The 22,250-nt window shown below is 70.0% G+C and carries 23 protein-coding genes and 2 pseudogenes; 9 read left to right on the top strand and 16 right to left on the bottom strand.

Annotated features, from left to right (window positions below):
• Positions 1–73: 73 nt before the first annotated feature.
• From LE548_RS36965 to LE548_RS36955, 3 genes and pseudogenes are all read right to left on the bottom strand, one after another.
• A pseudogene (locus LE548_RS36965) lies at positions 74–1,196 on the bottom strand (low temperature requirement protein A).
• Between the two features lie 50 nt (positions 1,197–1,246).
• Entirely contained in the window at positions 1,247–1,555 is a 309-nt protein-coding gene (locus LE548_RS36960) for a hypothetical protein (RefSeq protein WP_308030981.1), read from the bottom strand.
• The gene (locus LE548_RS36955) at positions 1,546–2,292 is read right to left on the bottom strand and encodes an FAD-dependent oxidoreductase (RefSeq protein ID WP_225101415.1); all 747 of its coding nucleotides are present in this window, start codon (positions 2,290–2,292) and stop codon (positions 1,546–1,548) included. The genes LE548_RS36960 and LE548_RS36955 overlap by 10 nt, the downstream gene beginning before the upstream one ends.
• 238 nt (positions 2,293–2,530) lie before the next feature.
• Between LE548_RS36955 and LE548_RS36950 the strand changes: the two genes are divergently transcribed.
• The 4 genes from LE548_RS36950 (at position 2,531) to LE548_RS36935 (ending at position 6,122) form a co-directional block, all read left to right on the top strand.
• A complete protein-coding gene (locus tag LE548_RS36950; protein WP_225101414.1) occupies positions 2,531–3,109 on the top strand; it encodes a Dps family protein in 579 nt (192 codons plus the stop codon).
• A gap of 170 nt (positions 3,110–3,279) precedes the next feature.
• Positions 3,280–4,149: a LysR family transcriptional regulator gene (locus LE548_RS36945; RefSeq protein WP_225101413.1), complete on the top strand. Its 870-nt coding sequence runs from the start codon at positions 3,280–3,282 to the stop codon at positions 4,147–4,149.
• Between the two features lie 246 nt (positions 4,150–4,395).
• Positions 4,396–5,511, top strand: a complete 1,116-nt coding sequence (locus tag LE548_RS36940; protein ID WP_225101412.1) for an LLM class flavin-dependent oxidoreductase — start codon at positions 4,396–4,398, stop codon at positions 5,509–5,511.
• Positions 5,508–6,122, top strand: coding sequence for an FMN reductase (locus tag LE548_RS36935; protein WP_225101411.1), 615 nt, complete (start codon positions 5,508–5,510; stop codon positions 6,120–6,122). The genes LE548_RS36940 and LE548_RS36935 overlap by 4 nt, the downstream gene beginning before the upstream one ends.
• 387 nt (positions 6,123–6,509) lie before the next feature.
• Here the strand turns inward: LE548_RS36935 and LE548_RS36930 are convergent, their stop codons facing one another.
• Both LE548_RS36930 and LE548_RS36925 read right to left on the bottom strand, forming a co-directional pair.
• The gene (locus LE548_RS36930; protein ID WP_225101410.1) at positions 6,510–6,869 is read right to left on the bottom strand and encodes a hypothetical protein; all 360 of its coding nucleotides are present in this window, start codon (positions 6,867–6,869) and stop codon (positions 6,510–6,512) included.
• A 589-nt stretch (positions 6,870–7,458) separates the two neighbouring features.
• Positions 7,459–7,836, bottom strand: coding sequence for a LysR substrate-binding domain-containing protein (locus tag LE548_RS36925; RefSeq protein ID WP_225101409.1), 378 nt, complete (start codon positions 7,834–7,836; stop codon positions 7,459–7,461).
• Here LE548_RS36925 and LE548_RS36920 point away from each other — a divergent pair.
• Positions 7,825–8,445 (top strand): LysE family translocator, encoded by a 621-nt coding sequence (locus LE548_RS36920; RefSeq protein ID WP_225101408.1) that lies wholly within the window; start codon positions 7,825–7,827, stop codon positions 8,443–8,445. The genes LE548_RS36925 and LE548_RS36920 overlap by 12 nt on opposite strands.
• Positions 8,446–8,569: 124 nt before the next feature.
• On the opposite strand, the gene LE548_RS36915 is transcribed toward LE548_RS36920, so the two are convergent.
• The 3 genes from LE548_RS36915 to LE548_RS36905 all read right to left on the bottom strand — a co-directional run bounded on the left by LE548_RS36915 (position 8,570) and on the right by LE548_RS36905 (position 12,013).
• A complete protein-coding gene (locus tag LE548_RS36915) occupies positions 8,570–9,805 on the bottom strand; it encodes a GNAT family N-acetyltransferase (RefSeq protein WP_225101407.1) in 1,236 nt (411 codons plus the stop codon).
• Between the two features lie 523 nt (positions 9,806–10,328).
• Positions 10,329–10,616, bottom strand: coding sequence for a hypothetical protein (locus LE548_RS36910; RefSeq protein ID WP_225101406.1), 288 nt, complete (start codon positions 10,614–10,616; stop codon positions 10,329–10,331).
• A 653-nt stretch (positions 10,617–11,269) separates the two neighbouring features.
• Complete coding sequence (locus tag LE548_RS36905; RefSeq protein WP_225101405.1) at positions 11,270–12,013, bottom strand: class I SAM-dependent methyltransferase; 744 nt, start codon at positions 12,011–12,013, stop codon at positions 11,270–11,272.
• A 273-nt stretch (positions 12,014–12,286) separates the two neighbouring features.
• Here LE548_RS36905 and LE548_RS36900 point away from each other — a divergent pair, with 273 nt between their 5' ends.
• Positions 12,287–13,273 (top strand): aldo/keto reductase, encoded by a 987-nt coding sequence (locus LE548_RS36900; protein WP_225101404.1) that lies wholly within the window; start codon positions 12,287–12,289, stop codon positions 13,271–13,273.
• 910 nt (positions 13,274–14,183) lie between these two features.
• On the opposite strand, the gene glpK is transcribed toward LE548_RS36900, so the two are convergent.
• Together glpK and LE548_RS36890 are read right to left on the bottom strand one after the other, a co-directional pair.
• Positions 14,184–15,713 (bottom strand): glycerol kinase GlpK, encoded by a 1,530-nt coding sequence (gene glpK, locus LE548_RS36895; protein WP_225101403.1) that lies wholly within the window; start codon positions 15,711–15,713, stop codon positions 14,184–14,186.
• 45 nt (positions 15,714–15,758) lie between these two features.
• The gene (locus tag LE548_RS36890; RefSeq protein WP_225101402.1) at positions 15,759–16,526 is read right to left on the bottom strand and encodes an IclR family transcriptional regulator; all 768 of its coding nucleotides are present in this window, start codon (positions 16,524–16,526) and stop codon (positions 15,759–15,761) included.
• A 194-nt stretch (positions 16,527–16,720) separates the two neighbouring features.
• Between LE548_RS36890 and LE548_RS36885 the strand changes: the two genes are divergently transcribed.
• Positions 16,721–17,137 carry an ATP-binding protein gene (locus LE548_RS36885; RefSeq protein ID WP_225101401.1) on the top strand — a complete coding sequence of 139 codons (417 nt, stop codon included), beginning with the start codon at positions 16,721–16,723 and terminating at the stop codon, positions 17,135–17,137.
• 88 nt (positions 17,138–17,225) lie between these two features.
• On the opposite strand, the gene LE548_RS36880 is transcribed toward LE548_RS36885, so the two are convergent.
• The 3 genes from LE548_RS36880 to LE548_RS36870 form a co-directional block, all read right to left on the bottom strand.
• Complete coding sequence (locus LE548_RS36880) at positions 17,226–18,395, bottom strand: PP2C family protein-serine/threonine phosphatase (RefSeq protein ID WP_374116222.1); 1,170 nt, start codon at positions 18,393–18,395, stop codon at positions 17,226–17,228.
• Between the two features lie 98 nt (positions 18,396–18,493).
• Positions 18,494–19,252 carry an IclR family transcriptional regulator gene (locus LE548_RS36875; protein WP_225101400.1) on the bottom strand — a complete coding sequence of 253 codons (759 nt, stop codon included), beginning with the start codon at positions 19,250–19,252 and terminating at the stop codon, positions 18,494–18,496.
• Positions 19,253–19,343: 91 nt separating this feature from the next.
• Complete coding sequence (locus LE548_RS36870) at positions 19,344–19,892, bottom strand: alpha/beta hydrolase (RefSeq protein ID WP_225101399.1); 549 nt, start codon at positions 19,890–19,892, stop codon at positions 19,344–19,346.
• 123 nt (positions 19,893–20,015) lie between these two features.
• Here LE548_RS36870 and LE548_RS36865 point away from each other — a divergent pair, with 123 nt between their 5' ends.
• Positions 20,016–20,459 carry an Lrp/AsnC family transcriptional regulator gene (locus tag LE548_RS36865; protein WP_225101398.1) on the top strand — a complete coding sequence of 148 codons (444 nt, stop codon included), beginning with the start codon at positions 20,016–20,018 and terminating at the stop codon, positions 20,457–20,459.
• Positions 20,460–20,540: 81 nt separating this feature from the next.
• Here LE548_RS36865 and LE548_RS36860 read toward each other — a convergent pair whose 3' ends face one another.
• Positions 20,541–21,086, bottom strand: a complete 546-nt coding sequence (locus tag LE548_RS36860; protein ID WP_225101397.1) for a DUF6882 domain-containing protein — start codon at positions 21,084–21,086, stop codon at positions 20,541–20,543.
• A gap of 74 nt (positions 21,087–21,160) precedes the next feature.
• Positions 21,161–21,400, bottom strand: a complete 240-nt coding sequence (locus tag LE548_RS36855) for a hypothetical protein (protein ID WP_225101396.1) — start codon at positions 21,398–21,400, stop codon at positions 21,161–21,163.
• A gap of 127 nt (positions 21,401–21,527) precedes the next feature.
• On the opposite strand from LE548_RS36855, the gene LE548_RS36850 reads away from it, so the two are divergent.
• On the top strand, positions 21,528–21,935 hold the full coding sequence (locus LE548_RS36850) for a hypothetical protein (protein WP_225101395.1): 408 nt from the start codon (positions 21,528–21,530) through the stop codon (positions 21,933–21,935).
• A gap of 83 nt (positions 21,936–22,018) precedes the next feature.
• Here the strand turns inward: LE548_RS36850 and LE548_RS36845 are convergent.
• Positions 22,019–22,250 (bottom strand): annotated as a pseudogene (locus LE548_RS36845) (hypothetical protein); the annotation flags it as partial.

Raw genomic sequence — 22,250 nt, 5'->3', positions numbered from 1 at the left:
GGACGGACTCCCTTTACGGCGTCCGTCCGCGCGGCCCTTTCGTCATGGGTCAGGGCCGGGCGCCCAGCCCCGGTCACCGGCGCGGCACCGTGACCACCGCGACCAGGCTCGCCAGCACCACACCGGCGACAAGCGCGGGTGCCGGGGACCAGGCGGCCGCCAGGACACCGGCCGCGGCGAGGGGAAACAGAATGCGCTCGGCCACGCTCCGTTGGTGTGGCCGTAGGTGCACCATCCAGACCGTGATCAGGAAAACGGCCGCCGGAACGGTGACCGCGGCGCCGGCGGAAGCCGGTGAGGTCCCGGTACGACGCGTGACGTGATCGGCGTACGCGGCCAGGCCTGCGCCCTCGGCGGTCGCCGAGGCGAAGATCAGGTAGTGGCCGTAGGCCCAGGGGAATCTCCTGCGATGGGATTGGTGCGTCGTGGCGAGCAGCGTGTGTGCGGGCCGGGCGAAGTACAGCCACCACATGGCGTAGGCCATGAGCAGGCCGCCGGCCGCCAGCACATACAGTGATCCGGTGTCGTGATGCCGGTCGAAGGCGCTGCGGACGGCGACGGTGGCAGCCGCGACGGACTCGCCGAGGACGATGAGGGTGAACAGTTCGTAGCGCTCGGCGATGTGGTGCGGATGCCAGGGTGTCATCCCGGCGGACTGCGCCCACACGGGAACGGCCACTTCGGCCAGGATCATCACCACGATGCCGGGCAGCCGCGCCGGCACAGGGACGAGGAGCAACCCCATCCAGCCGAGCTGGCAGACCGACACCCCGACGGCGAAGCGCAGCGTGGTGCTCCGCCGGGCGGGATCGGACAGCGCGGCACGCAACCACAGCGCGGCCAGCGCCGTCCGCAGCACGACGTACCCGAGCGTGATGACGTACAGATCACCGTCCTCGAACGCGCGGCGCACGCCGGCGGCGAGGACGAGCGATCCCGTGATCTGCACCAGCACCGTCAGCCGGTACGGGACATCGTCCGGGTCGTAGGCGGAGGCGAACCGGGTGAAGTTCATCCAGGCCCACCAGATGGTGAAGAAGACCAGCGCGAAGCGCACCGCCGGCGTAGTCCCCGTCCGTCAGAGCCTCGCGCAAGCTCGTGGAGGCCTGCGCCACCGCGACCACGAAGCACAGGTCGAAGAAGAGCTCCAGCGAGGTGGCGGACCGGTGCGGCTCGCCGGGGTTGCGGCCCACCATGGTGCGCCGCAGCTTGGCGCCCGCGTCCGCCCGCAGGGTCGGGGTGCGGTTCAGCGGGGGGCTCCCAGGGCCGCCTCGATGGTCCGGTGGAAGGTGGGAACGGTGTAGATCATGTGCTGAAGCCGGTCGACGGGTACCTCCGCATGGACGGCCACGTTCAGCCCGTACAACACCTCCCCGCCCGCCGGCCCCGCCGAGGTCGCCCCGACCAGCACGCCCCGGTCGGCGTCCGCGACCAGCTTGATGAACCCCTCGTTGCCCGGCCCGTGGATCCGGCCGCGTGTGGAGGAAGCGACGGTCACCACGCTGGTGCGCACGGACAGTCCCTGCGCTCGCGCCTGGCGCTCGGTCAGTCCCACGGTTCCGATCTCCGGATCGGTGAACGTGAGCGGGCAGCGCCCGGTAGTCGGCGTCGGGACCGGGCTGCCCGAGGATGTCCCCGGACGGCGATCTCCAGCAGCCGTTCGGCACTCAGCAGCCGGTCCTGCCCCTCGATCACCGTGACCGCGCACGTGAAGCGGGCGAAGACCTGGGCGAGTTCGACGCCTATGGCACCCCCGCCGAGTACGACCATGGATGCGGGCAGTTCCTTGGCCGCCATGGCGTCCCGGTTGGTCCAGTACGGCGTTCCCGCCAGACCCGGCGCCGATGGGATCCGGGGCCGGGTACCGGTGGCGGGCACGACGCCGCGCCGGGCCTCGAACGTGCGGTCGCCGACCATGACCCGGCGCGGTCCGGCGAGGCGGCCGGTCCCTCGTACGAGCCGAGCGCCCTTGGCCTCGAAGCGGTCCGCGGCCACCTGGTCGTTCCAGTTGTCGGCGGCTTCGTCGCGGATGCGCCCGGTGCCCCTGGCCCGGTCCGGTGTCACGGCCGCCACACCGGCGAGGGCGGAAACCCGGCCTGCCTCGGCGAGCAGGTTCGCGGCCCGGATCATCATCTTGCCGGGCACACATGCCCAGTACGGACACTCGCCTCCGACAAGTTCCGCCTCGACCCCCACCACGTCCAGTCCCGCCTCGGCCGGCGTGCCGGCGACGTACTCGCCGCCCGGCCCCAGCCCGACGACCACCACGTCCGCCTGCTCGTTCGTACTCATGCCTCTCCTCGTTCCACCAGCGCTCCGGGCATGGGCTGTCCCGCCGACGCCAGAGCTGCCGAAGAACCGTCCGAGTCCGCCGGCGCACGGAGGCTTGTCCGAGAGTGAACGCCCGGCACGAGCACCGGGCTGAGTGCGCTGGCGGGCACCACCACATGCGCTGCGGGTCAAGCCATGCCTCGACCGGACACCTAGCGTCACCGGAGTACGAACAACACGGCACCGCAGGAGGCGGACCATGACCACCAACCTCCCATCCACCCACAGCAGCCAGCCCTGGCTGCACCAGAAGGGCGAGGTGATCCAGGAGTTCGGGACCGTCAAGCAGTTCCCGGTCGCCCTGTCCTACGAGGCGCGGATGTACTCCTGCCAGCGCCTGAACAAGGTCCTCGCGAACACGCAGATCCTCTACGGCCTCTACAAGAAGCACCACTGGCTGATGCGCGGCGCCACCTTCTACCAGCTGCACCTGGTCCTGGACAAGCACGCCGGCGAACAGCTGGAGATCATCGACACCATCGCCGAACGCGTCCAGTCGCTGGGCGGCGTGGCGGTGGGAGATCCGCGGCACGTCGCCGAGATCACGTCGATCCCGCGGCCCCCGGACGGGGTGGAGGAGGTGCCGGCCATGCTGTCCCGGCTGCTGGAGGCCCACGAGACCATACTCATCGACGCCCACGACGCCACCGCACGGACCGCCGAGTGCGGTGACGACGGCACCATCGACCTGCTGGTCTCCCAGGTGATCCGGACCGGCGAACGGCAGGCGTGGTTCCTGGCCGAGCATCTGGTCGACACACCGCTGGTGCGTGCCTGAACAACACCTCCGACCGCTGCCCTCCCTGGGTGAGCAGGTGCCTGGAGCGGCATGAGCCGACAGTACCGGCGGGGCACGCCGCCGTCCGCATACGATGCAGCGAAGATCGAAGACCGTCGCCTTCGCGCCAGACGGAGTCGGACGACGCGCTGCTTGCCCGGGAGCGGATGATGGATCTGCGGCAGATGGAGGTCGTCGTCGCGGTGGCCGACGCAGGCGGTTTCACGGCGGCGGCCCGGCGGCTGCACGTGGTCCAGTCCGCCGTGTCCAGCACGGTCCGCGCCCTCGAACGCGAACTGGGCACCCCCTTGTTCGACCGCACCACGCACCGCGTCGCCCTCACCCCGGCCGGCGAGGCGTTCGTCCCCGCCGCACGCGCGACGCTCCGGGCCGCCGAGCTGGCTCGGGAGGCCGTCGATGCCGTACGGGGACAGCTGCGCGGGCGGGTGACGGTCGGCACGATGCAGGGGGTGTGGGCCGGACTCCACCACGCCCTGGCCGCGCTGCGGGCGGAGCATCCGGGCGTGGTCGTGCACCTGCGGCAGGCGGCCGTCGCAGACATCCGGCAGGCGCTGCGGGAGGGCACGGTGGACCTGGCCGTGGTGGCGCTGGACCGCCAGCAGCAGCGCGGGCTCGCGACCCGGCTGCTGTCCCGCGAGGACATGGTGCTGCTGGCGGCGCCCCGGCGGGTGCTCGCCGGGGCCACACCGAACGGCGAGGTCCGGCTCGCCGACATCGCCCAGTTGCCCCTGGTGGACTTCACACCCGGCTGGGCCATCCGCTACGCGGTCGACCGGGCCTTCCGGGCCGCGGGCGTCGAGCGCAGCACGACGTTCGAGGTGAACGACATCGGCGCGGCGGCCGAACTGGTCCGGGGCGACCTGGGTGTCTGCATCATGCCCAAGTCGATCGCGGACCGCTTCCCCGATCTGCCCCAGTACCGGTTCGACCGGCACGCGCCGAACTGGAAGATCATGGTGGTACGGCCGCCCGGCGAGGCACCCCCGGCGGTCGCCGCGCTGCTGCGGCACATCACCTGACGGCGACGGGAGCGCCTCTCGGTCTCCCCCGCTGTCCCGCCGTCCTGCGCCGAGCGTCATGCCGGACGGCATGCCTGCTCCTGCCCGCGAACACACGGCCCGGGACCCAGCACCTCCGCTCCGATGACCAGGGCACCCCGAAAAGAACGCTGTGGGACCACGTCCCGTGCACGCACGGTCATCCCGGCCACGCGGTGGGCTCCTACCGTTCGAGAACCACTCAATCACCTGATAACTGGAGGAATCTTGCAGTTCGGGATATTCAGCGTCGGCGATGTCACACCGGACCCCACCACGGGACGGACCCCGACCGAGGCGGAGCGCATCAAGGCCATGGTCGCCATCGCCCAGAAGGCCGAGGAGGTCGGCCTGGACGTCTTCGCGACCGGCGAGCACCACAACCCGCCGTTCGTGCCGTCCTCGCCGACCACGATGCTCGGCTACATCGCGGCGAAGACGGACAAGCTGGTCCTCTCCACCGCCACCACCCTCATCACCACCAACGACCCGGTGAAGATCGCCGAGGACTACGCGATGCTCCAGCACCTGGCCGACGGGCGCGTGGACCTGATGATGGGCCGCGGCAACACCGGCCCGGTCTACCCCTGGTTCGGGCAGGACATCCGCCAGGGCATCGACCTCGCCATCGAGAACTACAGCCTGCTGCACCGCCTGTGGCGCGAGGACGTTGTCGACTGGGAGGGGAAGTTCCGCACCCCGCTGCAGGGCTTCACCGCCACGCCGCGGCCGCTGGACGGGGTGCCGCCGTTCGTCTGGCACGGCTCGATCCGCTCACCGGAGATCGCCGAGCAGGCCGCCTTCTACGGCGACGGCTTCTTCCACAACAACATCTTCTGGCCCGCCGACCACACCAAGCGCATGGTCGAGCTGTACCGGACCCGCTTCGCCCACTACGGCCACGGCACGCCCGAGCAGGCGATCGTCGGACTGGGCGGCCAGGTGTTCATGCGGAGGAATTCCCAGGACGCGGTGCGCGAGTTCCGGCCGTACTTCGATGTCGCGCCGGTGTACGGGCACGGGCCGTCCCTGGAGGACTTCACCGACCAGACCCCGCTGACGGTCGGCTCGCCGCAGCAGGTGATCGAGAAGACGCTGGCCTTCCGCGAGTACGCCGGTGACTACCAGCGCCAGCTGTTCCTCATGGACCACGCGGGGCTGCCGCTGAAGACCGTGCTGGAGCAGCTCGACCTGCTCGGCGAGGAGGTCGTACCCGTGCTGCGCAAGGAGTTCGCCGTCGGCCGGCCGACGGATGTGCCCGAGGCACCGACCCACCAGTCCCTGCTCGCAGCGACTGCGGAAGCCACTCCGGAAGCCTCTTCGGAAGGGATGACCGCCGCATGAAGCTCGTCGCCGTATCCGCGGGTCTGAGCACCCCCTCGTCCACACGCCTGCTGGCGGACCGTCTCACCGACACCGTCCGCGACGAGCTCGCCGATCAAGGCCACAAGGCGGACGTGGATGTCATCGAGTTGCGTGCCCTTGCTGTCGCCATCGCCAACAACCTCGTCACCGGTTTTCCCCCGCCGCAGCTGGCCGCCGCGATCGAAGCGGTGACGAGCGCCGACGGCCTGGTCACCGTGACACCGGTGTTCAGCGCCTCGTACAGCGGACTGTTCAAGTCCTTCTTCGATCTGATCGATCCGGGCGCCCTCACGGGCAAGCCGGTCCTGATCGGAGCGACGGGAGGCACTGCCCGCCACTCTCTCGTCCTGGAACACGCGCTGCGCCCGCTCTTCACCTACCTGCGGACCGTGGTCCTGCCGACCGGCGTGTACGCGGCGTCGGAGGACTGGGGTTCAGGCAGCGACGCGCACACGGAAGGCCTGCCCGCGCGCATACGCCGGGCAGGCCGGGAGATGGCCTCGATCCTGGTCGCCAGAGCAACCGATCCCCTGCCCGAGGACGACCTCGCCTTGTCCAAGAAGAAGCTCTCCGATCTGCGCTTCGACTGAGCGCGCGCTATGGCATCCCTGTCGGTCAATGGCGCACGAGGGTCAACGTCCTCCCAGGCTTCGCGGGCTACGGCATCCGGCCGATCAGCACTGGGCGCCCCGGCAGCGCACCTGCGGCCTGCGCTCAGCCGCTCTCGTCGTTCCTGGAGACCAACTGCACGGTTCCCTCGACAGCCCGGCGGAGTCCTGCTCGTCAACGGGTCGCGGTCCTGGGCGCCAGTTGCGCCGCCCCACGGGGTCGGGAGCTGCACCCCCGGTGTGGCGCCATCTTCGTGCGCGCGATCAAGCCGGTAGCACCAGCAGCACCTCCCTAAGCGGCACCAGTGATCTGTGGCAGCGAACGTCGATGGTGTGACACGGAAGTTTGACCGGCGGGTACGGCTGTGGTCAGTGGCCGCCTCTCGGGGGCTCGCAGCCGGTGCCATCGGGGTAGCCGCCGAAGGCATCCGCCTTGGTGGAGTCACTGCTCATCGTGCCCTCCACACACCAGGGAGAGGCACCGATGTCGATGAGGAAGCCGACCCCGGTGGGGCCGTCCTGGTACACCTGCACCTTCCCGGCGGAATAGCCGAGGCCGGTGAGCGCGCTGCGGACGCCGGCCGGGGCGAAGTCGCCGCGCCGGCGCAGCGGTTCGAGTGCGCTCTTGACGCGTCCGACAGCCGTGAGTCCGTCGCAGCGGCTCCGGCCGTGGAGCGGGAGGGGAACTCTGAAGCCGTGGTTTTCGGCGTAGTGATCGGTGGGCGGCACGGTTGAGCTGGGGGTAGTGGCGGCCGTGGGCGCCTTCGGCTTGCGGCTCTCGCCGGGGCAGGGGAAGTCTGCTGGTGTACTCGGCGTCGATATACCGGTCGGCGTTGGATGCGAACGCCGGTACCCCTCGGCGGCACCCCCTGCCCGCTGCGTTCCGCACCCCGCAGCCAGCAGGACCATCACCGCCAACGGCAGCATCCCGAGCCGGGCCCTCGTCTTCCTTGACGTCGTCATCCCCCGATCCTCCCCCGCAGCTCGGTGGGCGTCATGAGTTCTTTTACTCATCCGGCCGCAACACCCCGGTCAGCCTTCGGCGGCACACAACCAAGTTTCGGTTTCACAGGTAGGCCGTCGCCGAAGGCCCGCGCCTCACAGCGGTCAGGGCTCGATGAACGGCAGTGCGACGGCGTGCAGTTTGGTCTGGAGGTTGATGTCGCTGGTGGCGATGCACCACCCGGAGCCGGGGTGCCGGGACTGCGGAAGCAGGGTCCAGGCGATGAACCGGTCGCCCGGACCTCCAAGTCGAGCCAGTCGGGCAGCGCGTCGGACTCGGGCTCGATGTACTCGAAGTACGCAGCTGCGAGCGTCCTCACCTGCCTGCCCAGGAGGTGTCGATGTCCCGCGCGACGTCGCGGATCAGGGCGAGGAACAGGGCGACGAGCGGAGTGGGCGTGGTGTCGGCGAGGGTGATCGCGTGGATCGAGCGGTGCAGGGGCGGATCGGCGAGGTCGCGGCGCACGGTGCCGCGCACGCCGGTGAGCGCAAGGCGTGAGACCAGGGCGACGCCATATCCGGTGGCGACCAGGGCCTGTGCGACGTCGTAGGAAGCGGTCTGGAAGCGGATCCTGGGGGTGAAGCCCGACTGTGCGCAGGCGTGGTCGAACTGTTCGCGCGCGGCGTGGCCGGCCAGGATCGTGACCCAGGCGTCGTCGGCGAGGTCCGCGAGGCGCAGCGGATGCCGACGCACCTGCCCGTCTTTGTGCTCACCACCTGGCTTCTGGCCATGCTCCCCGGGGCCGGCCAGGCCCTGATGCTGCGCCAGACCCTGCACGGCGGCCCAGTACTGGCTCGTCCTGCCATCATGGGCACCGCCACCGGCCTGCTGCTCTGGTCCGCCGGCGCCGCGGCCGGGATCTCCGCTCTCCTGCTCGCCGACCCCCGCGCCTACGCGATCGTCCGGGTGCTCGGCGGGCTCGTCCTCGCGCTGATCGGGGTCGCGACGCTGCGCTCCTCCCGCAGGCCGCACGAGGCTGCGCCGGACGCGCCGCACCAGGACACGAGAGGGTGGGGAGCCTGCGCGGCGGGCCTCGGGACGAATCTCGGCAATCCGAAAGCCGGGGTGTTCGCGATCTCGACGCTCCCCCAGTTCGTCACCGACCACGGCCCGGTCTGGGCCTCCACGCTGGCGCTCGGCGCGCTCCGGGCAGTGGTGACCAGCGCGTGGTACCTGCTGTTCACCACCCTGGTCGACCGCGGCCGCGCGCTGGTGTCCAGGCCGACCGTGCAGCGCGGCATCCACATCGTCGCCGGAATCGTCCTGCTCGTGCTGGGCGGCGCAGTCGCCACCGGCGGCTGACGACCGACGCCACCCGGGGAATGCTCTGGGCGCTGACGGCACACCGCATCGCCGAGGGCCCGCCGGGTGCCCAGCGCCACCCAGCACACCGGAGCCTGACGAGACTTGTACAGGGCAGGAGCGGTCAGAACCAGTGCAGGCAGTGCGGGGCGCGCTCGGCACGGAAGAGGGCGTCAGCGAGGGTGACCGCGCCGGGGCGATGGGCTCGGACGTGTCCGGCACGTACGAGCGTGCTCGGGGCGGTGCCGCCGAGGTAGACCGAGCCCAGGTCGCTCACGTCCAGGGACAGGTCGGGCTCCCGGTCCGTCGGAACGCAGTCGGCCTTGCCGTCCCGGACGGTCAGCAGGTAGCGGCCGTGCTCGCCCAGGAACGGATCGTCGACATCGAGGACGAGCTCGCCGTCCGTGAACCAACCGCGCGCGGTCAGTGCACGCGGTACGTCCAGGAGCCGTACCCAGAGCCAGTCGGTGTGGCCGCTCACCTCGCCGGCGCGGAAATCCTCAAACTGCCAGCGCAGCGGGTGCTCGGGCGGGAAGTGCTTGAACACGACCTGACTGACCAGGTCATGTCCGAGCACGAACCGGGCCAGGGCGGTGAAAACGGAGTCGTCGGCGGCGATGATCTCGTCGACCGTCAAGGTGTCGGACTCGCCGAGCGAATAGCTGGCGTATCCGTCCGGGACTCCGTCGGTGTCACGGTGGACGGCGACATAGCGCGGCGCCCGAGAGATCGGGGGCTGCCCCGCACCCAAGGCCCACCAGCGGTGCGGGCGGGACAGCGCGCCGGGCTGTGCGCGGCGGTAACGGTCGTAGACCTCTTCCAGGGTCTCTCCGCACTCGGCACGCCGCAGCACCTCGACCGTGCCGGTGTCCGAGCCGGTCGCCGGGGTGTCGGCCGCTGCGCGCGCCCGGGGAAGGGCGAGGGCGGCCTGGTGGCGCCGTACCGTCAGCCGCTGCGTGTAGGTCGCCGGGCCGTAACCGAACCTGCGGTAGATCAGGGCCTCGGAGGCCAGCAGTACGGAGAGGAACTCCCCTCGGGTCCGCAGCCCGGTGAGCTGATGCCGCATCATCGCGCTGAGCAGCCCCTGGCGTCGGTGCGAGGGAAGGACGCCGACTGCGGTCACCCCGCCGACCGGGACGAGGATCTCGCCGGGCAGAGTGAGCTCGAAGGAGTACGCACCGGCGGTGCCGACGGGCCGCCCGTCCGCCGTCGTGGCGAGCAGACCGCGGTCCATTTCGAACGCCGACCACCAGACCCCGCCGCCATCCTCGGCCGGGGTTTCCGGGAAGCGTCCGAACGCGGCATGGAGTGTGCCGACGAAGACATCGAGGTCCTGGTCGGTCGTGGGACGGATCTCCATTGCTGCCGCTGCCTCCCCGGGATACCGGCACCACGACTCGTGGTGTCCTCACCACAATGCAGCGTTGCCCCACGACCCGGTCAAGCGAATTACGGCGCGGCGCCGCGGCCAGTCACCGCGCAGCCGGTCCCAGCCCGGCCCTGGGAAGCGGTGATTCCGGGCGCCGCCCGCACGGGGTCCCTGAAGACTGGCGCAGCGGCCTTGTCGGCCGCGGGACGTTCGCCTTCCCGATGGTCAGTGCAGTCCCAGTTCCTCCAGCAGAGCGTCCAATCCCGCCTTCCGTCGCCCGACCGGAAGAACAGGACACAGGGAGGCAATTGCGCGGGAGGGTGAATCCGGGCTCGGCCAAACGTCCGCCGCTTTTACGCACGTTGATCCGGCTGATGGCATCGAACCGGACCGACAGTGGTGTCCTCTCCCCCCGCATCAGGGTTGTCGACAGATTCCGCTTCCGTCCCTGCTCCGGCAGACCGGCATCGAACGGCCGTCCCCACCTCGTCGAGTCCCCCCCTGTCGGCTTCCCTTACGGCATGCCGGCAGTGTTGGCCGCATCGGCCGAGGCTGGTTCGTTCGCCGCGATACCGACGAAACGACGTATGGCTTCCACGGGCATGTCGAGCCCCTCGGAGGCGGAGCGCTCGTCGCCGAACACCTGCACTGCCTCAGCAACGGCAACAGCCAGCTCTGCTTCCGCTTTGCGGACCTTGACCTCAGCCTTGTCAACGGTGTCGACCACCGCCAGCTGGCGACGCTGCTTCTCCTGGAGTCGCTGCTTACGGGACGGCGTCTTGTCAGAGTTCTGCACAGTCACAACAAGATCATAAACGGACCTGTACACCCACGGGAAATCGGTAACTCCACCTCTTTTTCACCCCGTTCATCATCCGGAGTACGGCTAGCGTCACCGGTGGACACGCTGTCTTTCCACGCGGGGGGACCCACAGGGCGTGGAAGGACAGCAGGCAGATGGCCCGCCGACGTAGCGATGCCGACGGACCATCAGCCCGCGAAGGGCAGCCCGAGAATTCGGGGGCCGTCATGCGGGCGCCGGACAGACGAGGCCGCCGTGGAAGATGAGCGAGGCTACTTGTTCGGGACGGCGGATGAGCCGCTCGGGCGTTCGGCCCGCGCCCGGCGCGGGCGGCAGGGCGCCGAGGGCGTCAGGCCTGACGACGGTGCCGTTCGCGCGGCTGCTCGACCGGGTCCGGCTAGTCAGCCGAAGTGTCGTCCGGCTGGAGCGGGATGCTCTTGCGACTGAGCCGGCGCATCACCTCAGAGTTGGGAATGGTGTCCGGGACGACGCAGCCGGGGCCGGCGTCGGCGCCCACCTGATCGCCTCAGCGGATGGGCCAGGACACCGTCGGCGGCATCGCCCTCGCTCCGGTCCGCTCCGACGCGCTGTGCGCCGTACCGAGGTCATCCGCAGGGCGGATGCGTACGCGGCGAGGACCGGCCGGTGACCGGTCAGGCACGGCAGCGCAGCATTTCCAGGGGCGGGTTCGCGAGGAGGTCGGCCCAGAAGTCCTCACCGAACTCATGGAAGCCGGCTTCGGACACCTCCAGGGCAACCCACTGCACCTCGCTGAAGCCGGCCGCTCGCAGACAGTCCTCGTAGACGTCGCGGCGCGGAACCGCGCTGACAATGCTGATCGGCTGCGGGTCGAGGAAAGCCGTGACCCGCACCCGCGGACCCGTCTCGGTCTCCTCGCCTGTCGGCTCGCAGCGGAAGCCGTACTTGTCCAGGGACACACAGTCGAACCCGTAGTCGGGCTTCTGGGCGAACACAAAGAACTCTCCGCCCTGCACCATGCTCCGGTGGATGTTGCGGCACATCCGCTCCATGGCCGCGACGTCCTCGGCGTAGTTGAGGCACTGCACTGCCACCGCGATGTCGTAGCGCCGGTCGAGAGGCCGCAGTTCGGCCACGTCACCGACCTCGTAGCGCACACCCAGCGGGTCACGCTGCTCGGCGTCCCGCGCGGCGGCGATCATCTCGACGGAGATGTCGACACCGAGGACGTCCGTGGCGCCGCGCCGCTTGAACTCCCTGCTGTAAAAACCGGTGCCGCACGCCAGGTCGAGAACCGACTTGCCGCTCACGTCCCCGACCATGCCCAGGAAGCTCGGCACCTCTCCGTAACGTATCAGCGGGAGAGACTTGAACCCCTCGAACGCCTCACCGATCTCGTCGTACTGCTGCACGCTCACGTGCCGCTCCCCTCCTGCGCTCCATCGTGTACGTGGCCACGCCGGCCCTCCGGCATCGCAGGTACGCCGGGTGGCGGTCGCGGCAGAAAGTCTCCCCCCGCCCTCTCTTGCCGTCGTACTGGCAGATGGCACAAAAAAGTTGACCGGGTAACCCACCATCAGCCAACACCATGCCGCCGCCCCCGACACGCCCTCCTCGTCGTTTGACATGGAGCGCGCTCGAACTTCTAGCGTCGTGGGCAGATGGTTCCGACGAGCCCAGGAGGCAGCAGTATGCGCACCATCCCCACCCGACACCTCGGCGAACTGGCGGCCTCCGCACAGGGCCTGGGGTGCATGGGAATGAGTCACGGCTACGGCGCCACGGACGACGCGCAGTCGATGGCGACGCTGCGCCACGCCCTCGACCTCGGGGTGCGCCTCCTGGACACCTCCGACTTCTACGGCTCGGGGCACAACGAGGAGTTGATCGGACGGGCCATCGCCGGACGCCGGGACGAGGTGGTGCTGGCCACGAAGTTCGGCTTCGCCAACCGCCTGGGCGAGCCCATCCTGATCCGCGGCGACGCCGCGTACGTGCGTCAGGCGTGCGAGGCATCGCTGCGCCGTCTCGGAGTCGACCACATCGACCTCTACTACCAGCACCGGGTCGATCCGCAGGTGCCGATCGAGGAAACCGTCGGTGCCATGGCCGAGTTGGTCCAGGCGGGCAAGGTCCGCCATATCGGGCTGTCCGAGGCCGGAGCGGGAACCATCCGGCGGGCGCACGCCGTACACCCGATCGCCGCGCTGCAGAGCGAGTGGTCGCTGTGGACCCGTGACCTGGAGACGGAGATCGTCCCGGTCTGCCGCGAACTCGGCATCGGCATTGTCCCGTTCTCCCCGCTCGGGCGCGGCTTCCTGACCGGCCGCCACCGCTCGGTCGAGGGGATGGCGGAGAGCGACGTGCGGCGGAGCCAGCCGCGTTTCGCCGACGGCAACCTCGAACGCAACCTGGCGATCGTGGCGAAGCTGAACGAGCTGGCCGAAGCCAAGGGCGTCACCGCCGGCCAGCTCGCCCTGGCCTGGGTGCAGTGCCGGGGCGACGATGTCGTGCCGATCCCCGGCACCCGGCGACAGCAATACCTGCAGGAGAACATCGCGGCCCTGACGGTCGAGTTGTCCGCCGAGGACCTCGCCGCCATCGAAGCGGCCGCCCCGGCCGAGCAGATCGCGGGTACCCGCTACGACGCGACGAGCCTCACCTTCGTCAACCGCTGAGTCCACCACGGCACATCCCCCTCCCCCACCCCCCGTGACGGCTGTAGGTGAAGAGCGGGCGTCTCGGGACAGCCGGCCTGGCACACGTGGCTGCCGCCTTGATCGAATCAGGCGGCAGGCTCTGTCCCGATCAGCACCCGCGCCGAAGGGGGCCCTGACGTGTCCATTCCCGGGGACGCCAAGTGACCACCGGGATCGACGCCGCCCCGACCGTCGCGGGCATCCTGGTCGGTGGGGTCGTCGGCCGCCGTAACCAGAATCATGGCGGACACCGGGGCAAGGCCGGCTACGACAAGCCCCGCGCCGTAGTCGCACAAGCGGTTCGCCACCGCGTTCGCCGTGCCGCAGCAGCACCCGTACACCGCCCCCGTCGAAGCCGGGCAGGGAGTGGACCGCAGCCCGCTGGGCCGGCTCCGCGCCGCCCTGGACGCCCTCGTCACCGCCCGTGCTCAACCCCCGCCGCCCGGGCATCGCATTCCCAATCTGGTCCGCCGCCCATCGTCGGCAGAGCCGTAACCCTCACCACCGGCTGCGTCGCCTCAGCCATCCCTTGCGGGGCCGGTTGTCCCTGTCGATCAAGAAACGCGCTGTCTGGATCGGGCCGAGCGGGGGCTGGCCCATCCGGTGACGTTGCCAGTAGCGGGCCACTCTCCGCTCCAGATCGGCCAGGTCACCCTTTCCGGTCCCGGTCAGAACGACCGAGCCTTCCGGGCCTTCCGGAGCAGTCAGTGCCAACACGCGACCGTCGGGTGCGTACGCCGCTGTGTACTCACCGTCCGATACGTCAATCGCCTCAAGGCAGTTCGTGGCGTGCACGAAGGAGGGGAACGGGACGCGAGACCGATGCCTGTCGGTACGGCGGTCAGGAAGCTCACGAATGCCGGGCGCGCCGGCTGGTCCATGGACGGCGTCACGGTGGGTCCGGGTCGGCGGAGCGGGAAGGTCTGGCCCAGCCCAGGGATCGTTCGACGGCTCGCTGCCAGTTGTCGTACTCCGCCTCCCGCAGCGCGGGATCCATGGCGGGCAGCCACTGCCCGGCCCGGTGCCAGTTGCGGCGCAGTACCTCCAGGTCCGGCCAGTAGCCGGCGGCGAGCCCGGCCGCGTAGGCGGCGCCGAGGGAGACCGTCTCGGCGACCATGGGCCGCACCACGGGCACGTCGAGCACGTCGGCCACGAACTGCATGAGCAGGTTGTCCGCGGTCATGCCCCCGTCCACCTTGAGCTGCTGGAGAGGGACCGGGAAATCGGCGTTCATGGCGTCGACGACCTCTCGTGTCTGCCATCCGGTGGCCTCCAGGACCGCACGCGCCAGGTGCCCTTTGGTGATGTACGAGGTGAGGCCGACGATGACCCCGCGCGCGTCGCTGCGCCAGCGCGGTGCGAACAGACCTGAGAAGGCGGGGACGATGTAACAGCCGCCGTTGTCCTCGACCGTCCGGGCGAGGGTCTCGATCTCCGGGGCGCTGCTGATCAGGCCCAGGCGGTCCCGGAACCACTGGACGAGTGCACCGGTGACGGCGATCGAGCCTTCCAGGGCGTAGGCCGGCGGCCGGTCCCCGATCTTGTAGGCGACGGTGGTGAGGAGGCCGTGCCGGGACCGCACGATGTCGCTGCCCGTGTTGAGCAGCAGAAAGCTGCCCGTCCCGTAGGTGCATTTCGCCTCGCCGGGAGAGAAGCAGGTCTGGCCGAAGAGCGCGGCCTGCTGGTCGCCGAGCGCGGCCGTGATGGGGACACCCGGCAGCAGCGAGCCGGCGTCGCCGTATGTCTCGGCGGACGGCCGGATCTCGGGCAGCATCGAGCGGGGCACTCCGAAGAAGGCCAGCAGCTCGTCGTCCCAGGTGAGGGTGCGGATGTTCATCAGCATCGTGCGGCTGGCATTGGTGGGGTCGGTGATGTGCAGGCCGCCTTCGGGGCCTCCGGTGAGGTTCCAGATCAGCCAGCTCTCCATGGTTCCGAAGAGCACCTCGCCGTCGTCGGCGCGTTGCTGAAGCCCCTTGACGTGGTCGAACAGCCAGCGGATCCGCAGCGCCGAGAAATAGGTCGAGGGGGGCAGACAGCACCGCTCAAGGAAGAACTCCTCGCCGGGGTGCTGTCCGAGTTCCTCGACGAGCGGCGCGGTGCGGGTGTCCTGCCAGACGATCGCCCGGCCGACGGGGGCGCCGGTCCGCCGGTCCCACAGCACGGTCGTCTCCCGCTGGTTGGCCAGCCCCATGGCGATGACCTGGCCCGTGTCGACACCGGCGACGGTCAGGGCCTCGGGTACGACGCGCCGTAGGTTCTGCCAGATCTCGACGGCGTCGTGCTCGACCCAGCCGGGCTCGGGGAAGTGCTGCTGGTGCTCCTTCTGCGCCACCGAGACCAGACGCCCACGGCGATCGAACAGAATGCACCGGGTGGAGTTGGTGCCCTGATCGATGGACATTACATACCGTTCAGCCATGATCGGGTCTGCCTTCCGAGGGGTCGGGCGGGCGGCCGGCTCGGCCTACCAGCGGGTGGCTCCCAGGTCCCTGGAGATCGCCCGCGCGGCCTCGCGGATCAGGGTGATCAGATTCGGGCGGGGCCGGCCCTGGCTGTCGCAGATCCGCTCGACCGCTCCGGACAGCCCGATCGCGCCGACGACGAGGCCGCCGTGCCCTCGGATGGGCGCGGCGAGCCCGGCCTCCCCCATGCTCATTTCCTGGATCTCGGCGGCCCAGCCGAGTTCCCGGACCTCGGCGAGCGCCTGGGTGAGCTGCTCGCGATCGACGAGGGTGTGCCGGGTGTACGCCTCCAGCCCGGGCTCTCTGGTGGCCTCGATCGTCGCGGTCCCGTAGGCGAGCAGCACCTTGCCCAGCGAGGAGGCGTGCAGGGGCAGCAGCGCGCCCACGTCAAGGGTCTGGAAGGTGTCGTCCGGCCGGAACACATGGTGGACGACGAGCACGCTGCCCTCCAGGGGTGTGCCCAGGCGGACCGCCTCTCCGCTGCGCGCGGCGAGGGCATCGGCCCAGTTGAGGGAGCGCGAGCGCAGCTCGTTGACGTCCAGGTAGCTGGTGCCGAGGTGCAGGAGGGCGGCTCCGAGCTGGTATTTCCCGGTCGCCGCGTCCTGTTCCACGAAGTCCACATGCTGGAGCGTGCGAAGAATGCCGTGGGCGGTGCCCTTGGCCAGTCCCAGTGAGGCGGCGACCTCGCCGAGCCCGAGGCGGCGGGGTCCACCGGCGAGCAGACGCAGAATCGCCGCCGCCCGTTCGATGGACTGGACTGGCCCGGCCATGAAGCGAGCCTATTACCGCCAGGGACGCTTCGCCGTACGGGAGGGCGGCCTCTGCGGAGCGGTCGGAGGGTCCCCGTTCGGTAATGCCGACCACCATTCATTGACCTGCCCGGTTTGTCTCCCTAACTTGCTACGCAGCCGGTAAGCGCGGAGACATGGCGCCGGACCGGCCGTACACATCACTGGGAGAGACCATGGCGGCACAGCTCACCACGCTGCTTCGGGCGGCATACGACCACGTGTGTCCGGTACCGCCTGCCGCCGGCGCCGTCCCGGCCGTACGCCGAAGTGTGGCGGCGGTCCTCGCCGACTGGAGCGTGGCTCCGGTAATCGTCGAGGACGTGCTCCTCGTGGTGTCCGAGCTGGTCACCAACGCGATCGTGCACGCCTGCCCGCCGGCCGTACTGCGGCTGTCCTGGGTGCCCGGTGACGGTGTCCGCATCGAGGTGACCGACGCGGGACCCGTGCTCTCGCTGCGCCGCTGCGGTGCCGGGACGGATCCGGACGAGCATGGCCGGGGCGAGACGATCGTCCATGCCCTGGCGACTCGTCATGGCATACGCGTCCACGCCGGCGGGGTGACCCGCTGGGCCCATCTCGCTGCGGGCTAGGCCTGTCCGGCGGATCTTGCCGGAATCGCGTGTTGATGAGGCCCCCTTGCCTTGAGCCGGCCTGATCCGCCGGACAGGCCCTACCTGGCTAGAGCGCGACCTCCGTCCGGTGCGGCACGGGAACCTGCCGGTCCGCGGACCGCTTGCGGAGCAAGAGCAGGGCGGCGTCGTCGTGCAACCGGCCCCCCACATGTGCCAGCAGCTCGTCGTGGACCGCTCCGAGCGTGTGCGCCGGGTCGTCGGACACATGGCGGGCCACTCCCGTGGCCAGCGGATAGAACTCGCGGGCGTGATCGCGGGCCTCGGTGACCCCGTCGGTGTAGAGCAGCAGCTGGTCGCCCACGGCGAAGGGCAGATGCTGGAGGCGGGGGGCCTGTCCGGCAAGGGCACGCAGCCCGAGAGGCGGGGTCGGCTGGGCCGGTTCCACCGCCGTGACGGCTCCGGAGGCGGAGATCAGCAGCGGAGGCGCGTGTCCGCAGTTCACCACTTCCAAGTGCCCTGACCCCGGACATCCGGCGATCACCGCGGTGACGAAGTCGTCCGGGCCGAGATTGCGGGCCAGACTCCGCTCGATCCTGCCGACGACGGCGAGCAGGTCGGGCTCGTCATAGGCGGCCTCTCGGAACACGCCGAGCACGAGTGCGGCGGTCCCCACGGCGGGCAGCCCCTTGCCCCGCACATCTCCGACGATCAGCCTGACGCCGTGCGGGGTGGGCACCAAGGCGTAGAGGTCCCCACCGATCCGGGCCTCGGCCGCCGCGGCACTGTAGCGGACGGCCACCTGGAACGGGCCGACGGTCTCCGGAACGGGCTGGAGCAGCGCGTGCTGGGCGGCCTCGGCGACCGAGCGGACGGCCGCGAGCACCCGTTCACGACGGCCGCGCAGCGCGCCGGCCAGGCCGCTGGCCGCGGTGACGGCCAGCAGGGCGGACAGTACGGCCGCCAGCTCACCGGCCGGAATCCCCTGCTTGTGCCCCAGCAGAGCGCCCAGCGTCGCGGCGACGAGTCCGACGCCCAGCACGCCTCGCGGCCCGTTGGTTGCCGCGGCCAGCGCGGGTGCGGCCGCCAGCAGCGGCAGCCAGATCCCTCCGGCGACGTCGACGAACACGACGGCGAGGAGCAGGAGGGGCAGCACACACATTCCGGGGGCCAGGTGCCCGCCGGCACACCGGCGGGCCCAGCCCCAGGCCTCGGCCGTACGGCTCCTGAACAGCCGCATCGGCGTGCGGTCGCCGCCATGGTGTCGCGCCTGGGTCATGTTTCGTCCGCTGTCCTCGCCTGGATGGGGTGCGCACCCGAAATGTCCGTTTCATCAAGCAAACGGGCTGGGCGCGGGCAGCCACAAGGAGCGGATTTTCAGATAGTGAGCGAGAGGCTTCTGGTCACCCGGCTCGCGATCGGGAGCAGGCGTGCCCGGATCTCCTGCAACCGGTCCTGCCGTTCCACCGGCAGGGAGACACCGAGGGAGCCGAGAGTGTCGCCGCTGTACACGGGCACGGCGACGCAGACCGTGCCGAGCGCGTACTCCTCCAGGTCCGTGACCGCCGGTGCCAAGGGGGACGACTCGATCCTGCGCAGCAGGTCCGGAACGCTGGTGATCGTCCGGGGAGTGAGGTCGGCGAGGTGGTGCCTGGACAGATAGTCCCGGCGAGCGTCCTCGTCCAGCTCACGGAGCACGGACTTGCCCAGGGCGGTGGCGTGGCCGGCGTCCTCGAACCCCACCCACAGATCCACCCGCGGTGTGCGGGGGCTGTCGACGATCTCGGCGACCCGGATCTCGCCGTCCTCGTAGAACGTGAGGTAGGTGGCGGTCGACAGCTCGTCCCGCAGGGCGGCGAGCGCCGGGCGGACGCGGCTGAGCAGTGTCTGTGTGCGGCCCGCCGATTGCAGGGACTTCAGTTTGTCGCCCAGGACGAAGCCGCCGTCGGGGAGTTTGCGCACGTATCCGTCGTGCACCAGGGTGCGCAGCAGGTGATAGGCGGTGGCCAGAGGCAGCTCGGTCTCGCGTGCCAGCTGTTTCGCCGGCGCGCCGTTCTCGTGTGCGCTCACCGCCTCCAGCAACCGGAAGGCTCGCTGCACGGACGTGATGAGCGTGGGGCCGTCCTGAACGCCCATAGGACCAGACTGCGCTGGGCACGTGACACGGGCAAGGCAGGGACCGGCGGGCGACGGATCCCGTCTTGGGTCCGTCCCATGCGGTGGTTGATCACTGCCGGCTCAGCGAGTCCAGGAGTTCACGGCCGTGTGACCACGTGCCCAGGCCACTGGCGGAGTTGATGTGTCCGCACGCGCCCGCCAGGTGCCATCGTGCCTCCCACCGCGCCGCGAAACCGGCTGCTGCCTCGGGGGTGCAGTACTGGTCGTCGGCGCTGCCCACCACCAGGGCCGGGCACGGCAGGGGTCGTGCGGACACCTCGGTGAACGTCGCGGCCGCCCGGCGTGGGAACGCGGGCCCGTGCGGGTCGGGCGGCGCGACCAGGAACGCGCCGCCCGTCGGGCTTGAGGGGTTCTTGCGCAGCCAGGCGGACGCCGCCCAGCAGCCCAGGCTGTGGGCTATCAGCACAACGCTGCTGTCCTGCCGGACAGCGTGGTCGTACGCCTCCTGGACAGCGTCGACCCAGTCATCCAGATCGGGGGCGGACCAGGAGGAAGGAGAGATCCTCACCGCTGAGGTGCCCCACTGCCGCTCCCACAGGGTCTGCCAGTGCTGCCCGTCCGAGCCGTCGATGCCCGGGATGATGACGTACGCGGCCACTGCCCACCGCCATTCCACTCGTCGCCCCCTACGATCACGGGGGCACCTGACGCAGATTCTGAGGGATGCATCAGGTCAGTGGCGGTGATGCAAGTGATCTCAAAGAGAACGGTACGGACGACGATGGAATCACTCGACCGGATAGACCGGGACATCCTCACTCTGCTCCAGGCCGAGGGCCGGCTGACCGGTGCGGAGGTGGGGCGCCGTGTCGGACTCTCCCAGCCCGCGGCCGGCGCGCGCATCCAGCGGCTGGAGAAGAACGGCGTCATCACCGGCTACCGAGCCGTGGTCGACCCCGCTGCCCTCGGACTGAACATCCACGCGGTCATCCGGCTGCGCACCACCCACGCCCAGCTCGCGCGTGCCCTGGACTTCGCCTCCCGGACCGCCGAGATCACCTCCACCCTCAGAGTCACCGGCGAAGACTGCCTCATCTTCGACGTCTACTGCCCGCAGGCAGGACGCCTCGAAGAAGTCGTCGACGCACTTGCCCGTTACGGCCCTGTCACCACGTCCCTCGTGCTCCGCGCCTACCCTCGGAAGCCGCTGACCGACGCCGAGTGACCGTCGCCGCGAGACGCCCTCATGGGCCGCCCTGCGCACAGCGGACGCCGCTCGCGCCGCCACGCGCCCGGCCCTGTGCGTTCAGCCGTCGATGTCGATGTCGAAGGTCGACGTGCTGCCGTCGGCGGCGGTCAGAGTGACCGGCCCGAACGTGATGATCACGGAGGCGTTTCCGCCCGGCCCCCGGTAGAACCCTGTCGCCCTGGTGGCCCTCACCGCGATCGCGACCAGTGTCGACACCGCCTGCTCGTCGGCGTCGAACTTGGCACGGGTGAAGGCATGATGGCCGTGGGCTTCGCCCCAGTCGCGAAGACTGCGCGCGTCGCGGCTCATCTCGGGCAGGATGCTGGGATTCGCCCAGGCCCACATCCACGAGCCCGCCCGGGGGCTGTAACTGCCGAGAATCTGGGCGGGCGCCGTCGCACTCCTGTCGGGAAATGTCCAGGTGATGAGCCCGGTCGTCTGATCCAGATCCCAGCGATCGGCGGTCCCCAGGCCCCACGTCATGTGGGCCTGGGCCAGTTGCCTGATCATCTCCTCACCTTGCAGGACCAGGATGCCCAGCCCGCCGTCCTGCGCGGAATCCTCTGCCTCGCCGGCCGAATCGGCCCCTTCGAACTGCCCCATGCCACAGGAGTCTCGCAGAGGCCCCGCACACGCTCTCCAGCGGGCTGTGCAAGGCTCCCGGCAGCGCGGCTGAACTACCAGCCCATGTCCCGGGCGACCTCCTGCTGAGCCGCGGCGATCTCCTCGGCGGTCGACGCGGTCACATCGGTGTCCGCAGCCCACTCCAGGCGCGACAGCAAGTCGGCCAGGGCCTGCTTCTGGGCCGGGTGGGAGATCGGGACCGTATCGAGATCCGTGCTCATCAGCCAGTCGAACAACACGATGGCATCCGGACGCCACAGGCGCACCGTCACGGTCGGGACATCGTCTTCCATGGGCCAATAGTGTCGTGCTGTCAAAAAATGATGAATCGCCGGGCAACGGTGCTCCCTCGACCGTCCTCTCCCTGGTTGGAATCGGTGAGGTGATACGGAAACTGCGGGTCGAGGAGGACAGAGACAGATGATGGGCGCTCTCAACCGACGGGCCGCGCGTGCGGCAGTCGTCGCGGCGATCGGCATTTCTGCGCTCGGGCTGAGCGCGGTGACGGCCTCCGCAAAGGTCAGTTATGACTTCAAGGCGAGTCCGCACACCGTGAAAGCCGGTGCGCGCGTCCACCTGAAGGGCTACGCCATGAAGGACGACGACCTCTTTCAGAGGTTCTGTGTGCAGGAGCGAAAGGGCACATCCTGGCGCACGGTGAAGTGCGCTCACGGTGCGGTCTTCGACGGCGGTTCGGTCGACACCTGGGTGCGGACGAAGCAGCGTGGCACACTGCGGTTCCGCGGCGCGCTCTACGAGACGGACTGGAACTCCAAGAAGCTCCACCTGCAGTTGGTCACGCCGACCGAGACCGTCACGGTTCGCTGATCGATCGCGGAGGTACGCCGTTGCTGACCACATGCCGCTCCGGAGGAGTCGGCATGTGGTGGACCGGCCGCTCCGGAGCCGGCCTACTGGATGCTGCCGATGGTCGGCAGCAGGTGCAGGGGTGCCGCGCAGGTCGGGCAGTTCATGGGGGACGGGTCCGTTGCGTGCCAGGAGGCGAATCCGTCCACACGCCGGCCCGGTGGGATCGAGAGGTCGTACTGACAGGCCACCAGCGTCGCGTGGTCGTCCGCCGATTGCCCGGCTTGCTCCTCCTGCTCCTCTTCCCAGGCATCGAGCAGAGCGGGAGAGGCTGTT

This window comes from Streptomyces sp. CoH27 (assembly GCF_020181035.1).
Taxonomy (GTDB): domain Bacteria; phylum Actinomycetota; class Actinomycetes; order Streptomycetales; family Streptomycetaceae; genus Streptomyces; species Streptomyces camelliae.
This window is presented reverse-complemented; position numbering and strand designations above follow the sequence as displayed.

Coding starts and splice junctions, on each gene's coding strand:
- LE548_RS36955 (WP_225101415.1), bottom strand. CDS start 2,292: ATGAGTACGAACGAGCAGGCGGACGTGGTGGTCGTCGGGCTGGGGCCG.
- LE548_RS36950 (WP_225101414.1), top strand. CDS start 2,531: ATGACCACCAACCTCCCATCCACCCACAGCAGCCAGCCCTGGCTGCAC.
- LE548_RS36945 (WP_225101413.1), top strand. CDS start 3,280: ATGGATCTGCGGCAGATGGAGGTCGTCGTCGCGGTGGCCGACGCAGGC.
- LE548_RS36935 (WP_225101411.1), top strand. CDS start 5,508: ATGAAGCTCGTCGCCGTATCCGCGGGTCTGAGCACCCCCTCGTCCACA.
- LE548_RS36920 (WP_225101408.1), top strand. CDS start 7,825: ATGCCGACGCACCTGCCCGTCTTTGTGCTCACCACCTGGCTTCTGGCC.
- LE548_RS36915 (WP_225101407.1), bottom strand. CDS start 9,805: ATGGAGATCCGTCCCACGACCGACCAGGACCTCGATGTCTTCGTCGGC.
- LE548_RS36900 (WP_225101404.1), top strand. CDS start 12,287: ATGCGCACCATCCCCACCCGACACCTCGGCGAACTGGCGGCCTCCGCA.
- glpK (WP_225101403.1), bottom strand. CDS start 15,713: ATGGCTGAACGGTATGTAATGTCCATCGATCAGGGCACCAACTCCACC.
- LE548_RS36890 (WP_225101402.1), bottom strand. CDS start 16,526: ATGGCCGGGCCAGTCCAGTCCATCGAACGGGCGGCGGCGATTCTGCGT.
- LE548_RS36885 (WP_225101401.1), top strand. CDS start 16,721: ATGGCGGCACAGCTCACCACGCTGCTTCGGGCGGCATACGACCACGTG.
- LE548_RS36880 (WP_374116222.1), bottom strand. CDS start 18,395: ATGACCCAGGCGCGACACCATGGCGGCGACCGCACGCCGATGCGGCTG.
- LE548_RS36875 (WP_225101400.1), bottom strand. CDS start 19,252: ATGGGCGTTCAGGACGGCCCCACGCTCATCACGTCCGTGCAGCGAGCC.
- LE548_RS36865 (WP_225101398.1), top strand. CDS start 20,016: ATGGAATCACTCGACCGGATAGACCGGGACATCCTCACTCTGCTCCAG.
- LE548_RS36860 (WP_225101397.1), bottom strand. CDS start 21,086: ATGGGGCAGTTCGAAGGGGCCGATTCGGCCGGCGAGGCAGAGGATTCC.
- LE548_RS36855 (WP_225101396.1), bottom strand. CDS start 21,400: ATGGAAGACGATGTCCCGACCGTGACGGTGCGCCTGTGGCGTCCGGAT.
- LE548_RS36850 (WP_225101395.1), top strand. CDS start 21,528: ATGATGGGCGCTCTCAACCGACGGGCCGCGCGTGCGGCAGTCGTCGCG.